The sequence below is a fragment of the Vibrio penaeicida genome, from assembly GCF_002933855.1.
GTDB lineage: Bacteria > Pseudomonadota > Gammaproteobacteria > Enterobacterales > Vibrionaceae > Vibrio > Vibrio penaeicida_A.
This window is the reverse complement of sequence record NZ_BFAQ01000057.1, coordinates 72,921-79,084: the sequence shown is the minus strand read 5'-3', so window position 1 is coordinate 79,084 and position 6,164 is coordinate 72,921. Positions and strand designations below refer to the sequence as shown.

General features: G+C 40.8%; 8 protein-coding genes. 5 read left to right on the top strand and 3 right to left on the bottom strand.

Annotated elements, in window-relative coordinates:
* The first annotated feature begins 433 nt into the window (after positions 1-433).
* The 3 genes from VPNCDNU1_RS26840 to VPNCDNU1_RS26830 all read left to right on the top strand — a co-directional run bounded on the left by VPNCDNU1_RS26840 (position 434) and on the right by VPNCDNU1_RS26830 (position 2,431).
* Positions 434-1,258 (top strand): NAD-dependent epimerase/dehydratase family protein, encoded by an 825-nt coding sequence (locus tag VPNCDNU1_RS26840; RefSeq protein WP_104403219.1) that lies wholly within the window; start codon positions 434-436, stop codon positions 1,256-1,258.
* 114 nt (positions 1,259-1,372) lie between these two features.
* Positions 1,373-1,741: a nuclear transport factor 2 family protein gene (locus tag VPNCDNU1_RS26835; RefSeq protein WP_104403218.1), complete on the top strand. Its 369-nt coding sequence runs from the start codon at positions 1,373-1,375 to the stop codon at positions 1,739-1,741.
* Between the two features lie 123 nt (positions 1,742-1,864).
* Positions 1,865-2,431 (top strand): pyridoxamine 5'-phosphate oxidase family protein, encoded by a 567-nt coding sequence (locus tag VPNCDNU1_RS26830; RefSeq protein WP_104403217.1) that lies wholly within the window; start codon positions 1,865-1,867, stop codon positions 2,429-2,431.
* 66 nt (positions 2,432-2,497) lie between these two features.
* Here VPNCDNU1_RS26830 and VPNCDNU1_RS26825 read toward each other — a convergent pair whose 3' ends face one another.
* From VPNCDNU1_RS26825 to VPNCDNU1_RS26815, 3 genes are all read right to left on the bottom strand, one after another.
* The gene (locus tag VPNCDNU1_RS26825) at positions 2,498-3,340 is read right to left on the bottom strand and encodes a DUF6279 family lipoprotein (protein ID WP_104403216.1); all 843 of its coding nucleotides are present in this window, start codon (positions 3,338-3,340) and stop codon (positions 2,498-2,500) included.
* Between the two features lie 478 nt (positions 3,341-3,818).
* The gene (locus tag VPNCDNU1_RS26820) at positions 3,819-4,694 is read right to left on the bottom strand and encodes an AraC family transcriptional regulator (protein WP_104403215.1); all 876 of its coding nucleotides are present in this window, start codon (positions 4,692-4,694) and stop codon (positions 3,819-3,821) included.
* Positions 4,695-4,697: 3 nt separating this feature from the next.
* Positions 4,698-5,060, bottom strand: coding sequence for a nuclear transport factor 2 family protein (locus tag VPNCDNU1_RS26815; protein WP_104403214.1), 363 nt, complete (start codon positions 5,058-5,060; stop codon positions 4,698-4,700).
* A 150-nt stretch (positions 5,061-5,210) separates the two neighbouring features.
* Between VPNCDNU1_RS26815 and VPNCDNU1_RS26810 the strand changes: the two genes are divergently transcribed.
* Positions 5,211-5,552 (top strand): ArsR/SmtB family transcription factor, encoded by a 342-nt coding sequence (locus VPNCDNU1_RS26810; RefSeq protein WP_101110429.1) that lies wholly within the window; start codon positions 5,211-5,213, stop codon positions 5,550-5,552.
* A gap of 2 nt (positions 5,553-5,554) precedes the next feature.
* Positions 5,555-6,031 carry an SRPBCC family protein gene (locus VPNCDNU1_RS26805; protein ID WP_104403213.1) on the top strand — a complete coding sequence of 159 codons (477 nt, stop codon included), beginning with the start codon at positions 5,555-5,557 and terminating at the stop codon, positions 6,029-6,031.
* The last annotated feature ends 133 nt before the right edge of the window (positions 6,032-6,164 follow it).

Here is a 6,164-nt window from a genome sequence, read left to right as displayed (position 1 = left end):
GCTTTACCTTTATTTTATTACGTTAATATTAAAGTTAATAAAGGGTTAAATAATGATAAATATTAAATTATCAAATTTTACATTATGCATGTTATTGTTTATGTTTTTCATTTTTTGAACTTTTTTTTAGTATTTATTGTGACTTTCATTCTGTATATTAATGATAAATCAATGTTAATTGGTTATATCCTAATTATTACAGTGGTTTTTATTTCGTGTACGAATTCTTCAACTTAACGACTTGTCTTAAAATTAGGTGCTTTTTGTATACAAAGCTTTTGATATACAAGAGATTTGATATATAAAAAGTGACTAAAACTCGTACTTTGACACAGTTTGATTGTATAACTTTGATTTTTATAGAAATATATTTAATGATTACCCATTAAGGATATGGGACAGGTCTTGAGTGTCTAGAGAGAGTACTTTAAAAATGCGTGTATTAGTTTCAGGTGCTAACGGATATCTTGGTCGGCACGTTGTTCGTTATATGGAATCACTTGGACACAGCGTGTCCCGATACTTGAGAGAAGGACAGTCTCATCGTGATGGGGTGCATTCGTCGGACACGTCTTTTTACCATTCTTTTGATTTAGTAGTGAATTGCGCAAGGCCACATTGGTCTGAGTTTTCACCGAATGATATTGCTCTTATTGAGCGAAGTACGTTGGCGACACTTGATAATTTCTGCAAAGCCGAAGGTGTAAAAATTCATACGTCTGGTGTTTGGCTTTTCGGGCATGCAAATGAACAAGAATTGAAAGAAAGTATCCTCAATCCCTTTAATATCGTAGCGCCAGATAAACAAACGATAGAACAAGCGAGGGGCAGAGATTGGAAAATTATCTATTGTCCTAGCTTGATTTATGGCGGTGAGCACTGTCAGCTAAAAAGAATCATTAGGACTTATCAATCAGGTCAGGTCCATATTTCGATACCTTCTACTGGCTTCAATCAATATGCACACGTTCAAGACATTGCTGAATTTTATGGCAAATTAACGCGTTTAGGGTGTGAAGAATCCGATATTTTTGTTGCTGAAGAGCAAGGTTACAGCCCTCTTGAATATGCCTTGATGTTGAAACAATGTGGGGTTGTCCGTGAGATCATAAAATGCAATAGAACAGAGTTTGATAAACAATTTGGGCAAGACGCGTTGGAGATTGAATATTTGAATTTGAAATTGCCAATTCACCAAAGTTTCACCCCAAAACATAGGCTTAGAGATTACATTTCTAGTGAGCTTGTGCTTGAATAAAATGAAAGAAAATAATACAAACCGCGATGCTGCCCCATCCAATATTTGGTGGGAACGTTTTGGGTATACATTCTTGATAGATAAACGATAGGTGGATAAGCGAATGGAGGCAGTGTGAAAATACTCATAGAGCAAGAAACGGCTTTACATCAACCTAGTATTAGGAACAACCGTGACGAGGTAAGTCGGCTGTTGCATCCCGACTTTGTCGAAGTTGGGAAAACAGGGATAACCTATCATTTTGATGATGTGTTAGAAGAAATGAACACGGATTCTGAACCTGTGATTCACTCTCAGGATTTTTTGTGCGTCACGCTTAAACCCTCTGTCCAGTTACTGCTTTATAAAACGGCTTTGCAGGATCAACAAGGCGGTTATTTTGATTACGCTAAACGATCGTCGGTTTGGACTTTTTCTGGCGAGAGTTGGCAACTTATTTACCATCAGGGAACGCTGTGCACTGAGTTTGAAATTAAGGATTAAGCTCTGTTTAGGTTTAGGTACGTATACTGCTTTGAAGTGAAGTAGTCAGTATTATCAGTAGACTAGAGCACAAAGTAATAGGTTAGATACAAGGCAGTAAAACAGCCATAAGGAGTAGTGGTAATGGGGAAGCAGTTTTCAGAATTAAACGAAAAGCATATCGCATTCATTGCGGAGCAAAAGATGTATTTTGTTGGGACAGCGAGCGAAACAGGCAGCGTGAACGTATCGCCTAAAGGTGGGGATTCGCTTCGAGTGATTGATAGTAAAACCATTGCCTGGCAAAACTTGACGGGCAGCGGAAATGAATCTGCGTCCCATGTTATTCAAAACCCTCGAATGACGGTTATGTTTTGTGCTTTCGAAGGTGCGCCTTTGATTTTGCGAGCGTATGGACATGCGCGAGTGCTGCATCAGGGAGACGCTGATTGGGAAACATACGTTGGTAAATTTCCTCCAAGCGTCGCAACTCGTCAAATCTTCTTACTTGATATTAATCTGGTGCAATCTTCTTGTGGGATGTCGGTGCCTTTTTACGATTATGTTGCAGACCGAGATGAGTTGGCTAAATGGTCTGAGAGACAAGGAAAAGAAGGTGTTGAGAAGTATTGGTTGAAGAAAAACCAGAAAAGTATTGACGGCTTCGAAACAGAGATAGCACAGCGTGCTGGGTTATCAAAAGATGCTTAAGTAATCGGCTCCAGCATTGCTGGAGCTCTGAATCCTGCACCTTGAGGTGGTTTGAGTATAAGATCGTTATTTTACTGCTGCCAAATCTTGAGCAATCTCTCTCCAGTCCGCTATTTCTTCTTTGTAGTGAGCCAGTTGCTTGCTATCCATTAAGTTAATGACTTCTGCGATTTTATCGCTGGCTAATTGACGATTGTGTTCCAGTTTTACTTTGAGTGATTCGGTGTAAAAACTGTTCGGATCATCTAGGATGCGAATAAACATAGACTGAAAGTACTGGACTTCGTCACGGCGATTGAACAAGGTTTCCATCTCTTTATACATTTTGTCGTTGTGATCTGCCCAATCGAAGTTCGTAATTTTAACGTCTTCAGACCACGACTTGATGATCGCCTTCTGTTTACTTGATAGCGAGCCTAACCATGTATCCAGATTATCTTCCATCCTCTCTTGATACACCTCTCGGATCTCTGCCTCGTCCATATCTTTGTATTTTTCGCGATATTCTTCATGATCCTTCGCCGTATTTTCTAGTAATTCATCTACTTGCTTTTGATTGAGTTGGCTGACAAGTGCATAAAGGTTTGGTGACGCTTTGGCGATCACTCTCCTGGCGTGCTGCCTAAACTTCTCGGTATGCTTAAAAACATAGGCAGCGTCGACGGTTTTTGGGTCCATTGATTCGAGCTCATTAAGGTGTTCGATATAGGCAGGGAGTTCTTGGGTTTTGTGCCACTCACTCAGTTGTTGCAAACTAAGTTCAATAACGTCTTCTTGCTCGGAGTTAAGAGAAACGTAATCGTCTATGTATTCCAGAACAATCCAATCCAAATTGCTGTATACGAATTTGGTTGTGCATCCAATTAGCCCAAATGCGAAAACAACAGGTAAAAGACGTTTCCAATTCATAGCGATTCCTTGCTAACGAGTAATTGAGAGGATGTGTGTAAATATACTTATTCTACGACAGCAGAGATCAATTGGCGTTCCCTGATTCATAGAGCTATCAATTTCATGATTAGCTCAATAGTCAATCATGATTGATTTACGCATGGCGTTTTATAACTGAGACTAAATTATTTACGCTCTAGCTGAAACAGGTTTTATATTGCTATTGATTGCAAACTGCATTTGCAAAATGCGAATGGGGTTGTATTTTATGGCGAATTTATGAGAGATAAGTTCGGATTTTAGCCTAAAATGTGACATGAAAAGTTGGCACGGTAGATGCATTAATAAGAGCGACCCTTTTTAAAGCCGAGGGTCACCTAGCCAACTGACGTTGTTAGTGAACCGATATTTGTTCACAAATGATTTAGCCACCCGCGTTTTGCGTGTGGCTTTTTTTCGTCTGTAGATTATCCCTAACCAATTTTTCTCAAACCCGCTAAACAATCGGAATGGCATAGTAAATACAGGACTCTTCTGAATCGGCTTTGTATTCAGGTCCGTATATTTCAATATCTGGACCCTGTGTATGCTCATAATTTTGATTCAGTAACCAATTAGAATAAACATAGTTCACGGTTTGATCTAAAGCTTGAGGTCGACCAAGATGTGTAAATTTAGCATAGCGAGCGCTCTCCACAGTTATGGATGCAAACCCTTCAGGCAGAGGCGTATTGGGCTGAACTTCGATTGCAGCGTAATATTCGAGTAAATCCAATTGGTTGCTTACAGGCTGAATAACGCCATATGCAGTAGAATCATTAACTATGTATCCATTCAGCTCTTTGACGCGTGGAAGGAAGGCTTCCCAAAGTGCTGGTAATTTGTCTGCAATGTTATTTTTGTCTGAATCAGAGCTGTGGAAACGAGTATGCAGCCCTACCAGAAACATTTCGGGCTGACAGCGAATGTCGGGCAAAGTATCTAAGTTTTGGTTCAAATGGCGTAAGTAATCGGCGGTGATTTCCGATTTTTTTAACCACTGTTTTTTACATTCAACCTGCCTGTATTGTTTTGGCGTAATCCCAAACAGCATTTTAAAAGATCGAGTATAAGCTTCTTGGGATTCGTAGCCGGATTGCAAAGCAATATCAAGAATGCGCTGATTACTGGATTCGAGCGCAACTAGCGATTGAGAGAGCCGACGATTTCGGATGTAACTTTTTAAGGTTTCATTCGTGAGAGCCTTGAAAATTCGTTGGAAATACCATTGGCTCATTCCCGCCGCTTTGGCAACGTCATGCAATTCAAAATCGCTTTCAAGAGAAGATTCTATAAACGCAATCCCCGCTTGAATACGCTCGATATATTTCACTGATTAACCCTCTTGATCGGGCAGTTCAAAGAACCCCGTTTCTGCTTTTAGTTTCCCATTGTGATCGTACTCGCCAAAACTAACGCCTTCTCCTAGTACATCACCATTTCTATTGCACATGTTCCACTTAGCCATACTCTTATTATGGTGGCTTAAAAAGTAGGTGGTGACAAAGTGACCACCATCAATTTGCTGGTGGAATTCAAGCATGTATTGAATGAGTGCATCCCAACCTTTGGTCTGAGTTAGTGGGTCGGTGTATACCGTATTTTCTGTCATGCACTGTTTGAATAGAACTCGTTTTTCTTCTGCGGTTTCTGCTTTCCAGCTTTGTACATATTGTTCCCAAATTTTGCTGTGTTCCATGATGATTCTCCTTGAGGTCAACAGACCTGAGTTATGAACATCGTCATTGTGCAGGTTGGGTAAATACACGTTTTGATATTTTGTGCGAAATTATTGGTTGTATTTTAATCGATCTTGACAACGAATAGATTCAATCCTATTGTACACCTTATGGTAAACATTAATGACGAACAACTGAGCCACGTCTTTATGGCTCTCGCAGATGAAACGCGACGTGAAATGGTACGTCAGTTAGCTAATGGGTCGTTGCCCGTTAAAGAGCTGTCGAATCCGAACAACATTTCTAAATCTGCGGTAACGAAACACCTTAAAATTTTAGAGCGAGCAGGGTTGCTGACTCGGCAAGTGGTTGGGCGTGAGCACATATGCTCTTTGAACCCCGATCCATTGGTCGAAGTGAACGAATGGCTAGCGTTCTACCAAACTTTCTGGGAAGACAAATTTGATGCACTAGAATTTTACCTAGATAAGCAACTAACGGAGAGCGAGTAACGATGTCGGCTCAGCGAGGTTATGCAGCTTTAAAATTGCAACGAGAATTTCGTACTGATGGTAAAACTCTTTTTGAGGCGTGGACGCAATCGGCTATGCTCAGTCGCTGGTTTGGACCACAAGAACACGATGTACTGACGGCTAACATTAATCCTGTACAAGGTGGGCAATACGAGATTGTCCTGCGTTCACCAGAGGGAGGTGAGATCAGCCACTTTGGCGAATATGTTGTCGTTGACCCACACGTACACCTTGTTTTTACCTGGGTGCTCGCTAACCAAGATTGTGGTGGCTGTGCAGATCAAGATACATCCACGTTAGTGACTTTGAGGTTTGAACCGCTGGATTCGAAGCTAACTCGGTTGACCTTACTTCATGAAAAACTGCCTAACCAGAAAGCCTACGAAGGGCATAAGTTTGGATGGATGAGCAGCTTAGACAGTTTAGAGGATACTCTTCAAAGTATTATACCCAAGTGACCTCAAGATACAGGATTCAGAGCCTCATATTCGGTTCCAGTTCAAGGAAATGAACGCAGCGGAATGACGAGTCCTTTCCAAGTTCTTTGACGAAGAAATGGGACTGAAAATGGGCTCCCAAGGGCGAGTTTAA

Bases quoted from the DNA above. Each gene is read 5' to 3' on its own strand.
- VPNCDNU1_RS26840 (WP_104403219.1), top strand. From the start codon at position 434: ATGCGTGTATTAGTTTCAGGTGCTAACGGATATCTTGGTCGGCACGTT.
- VPNCDNU1_RS26830 (WP_104403217.1), top strand. From the start codon at position 1,865: ATGGGGAAGCAGTTTTCAGAATTAAACGAAAAGCATATCGCATTCATT.
- VPNCDNU1_RS26825 (WP_104403216.1), bottom strand. From the start codon at position 3,340: ATGAATTGGAAACGTCTTTTACCTGTTGTTTTCGCATTTGGGCTAATT.
- VPNCDNU1_RS26815 (WP_104403214.1), bottom strand. From the start codon at position 5,060: ATGGAACACAGCAAAATTTGGGAACAATATGTACAAAGCTGGAAAGCA.
- VPNCDNU1_RS26810 (WP_101110429.1), top strand. From the start codon at position 5,211: ATGGTAAACATTAATGACGAACAACTGAGCCACGTCTTTATGGCTCTC.
- VPNCDNU1_RS26805 (WP_104403213.1), top strand. From the start codon at position 5,555: ATGTCGGCTCAGCGAGGTTATGCAGCTTTAAAATTGCAACGAGAATTT.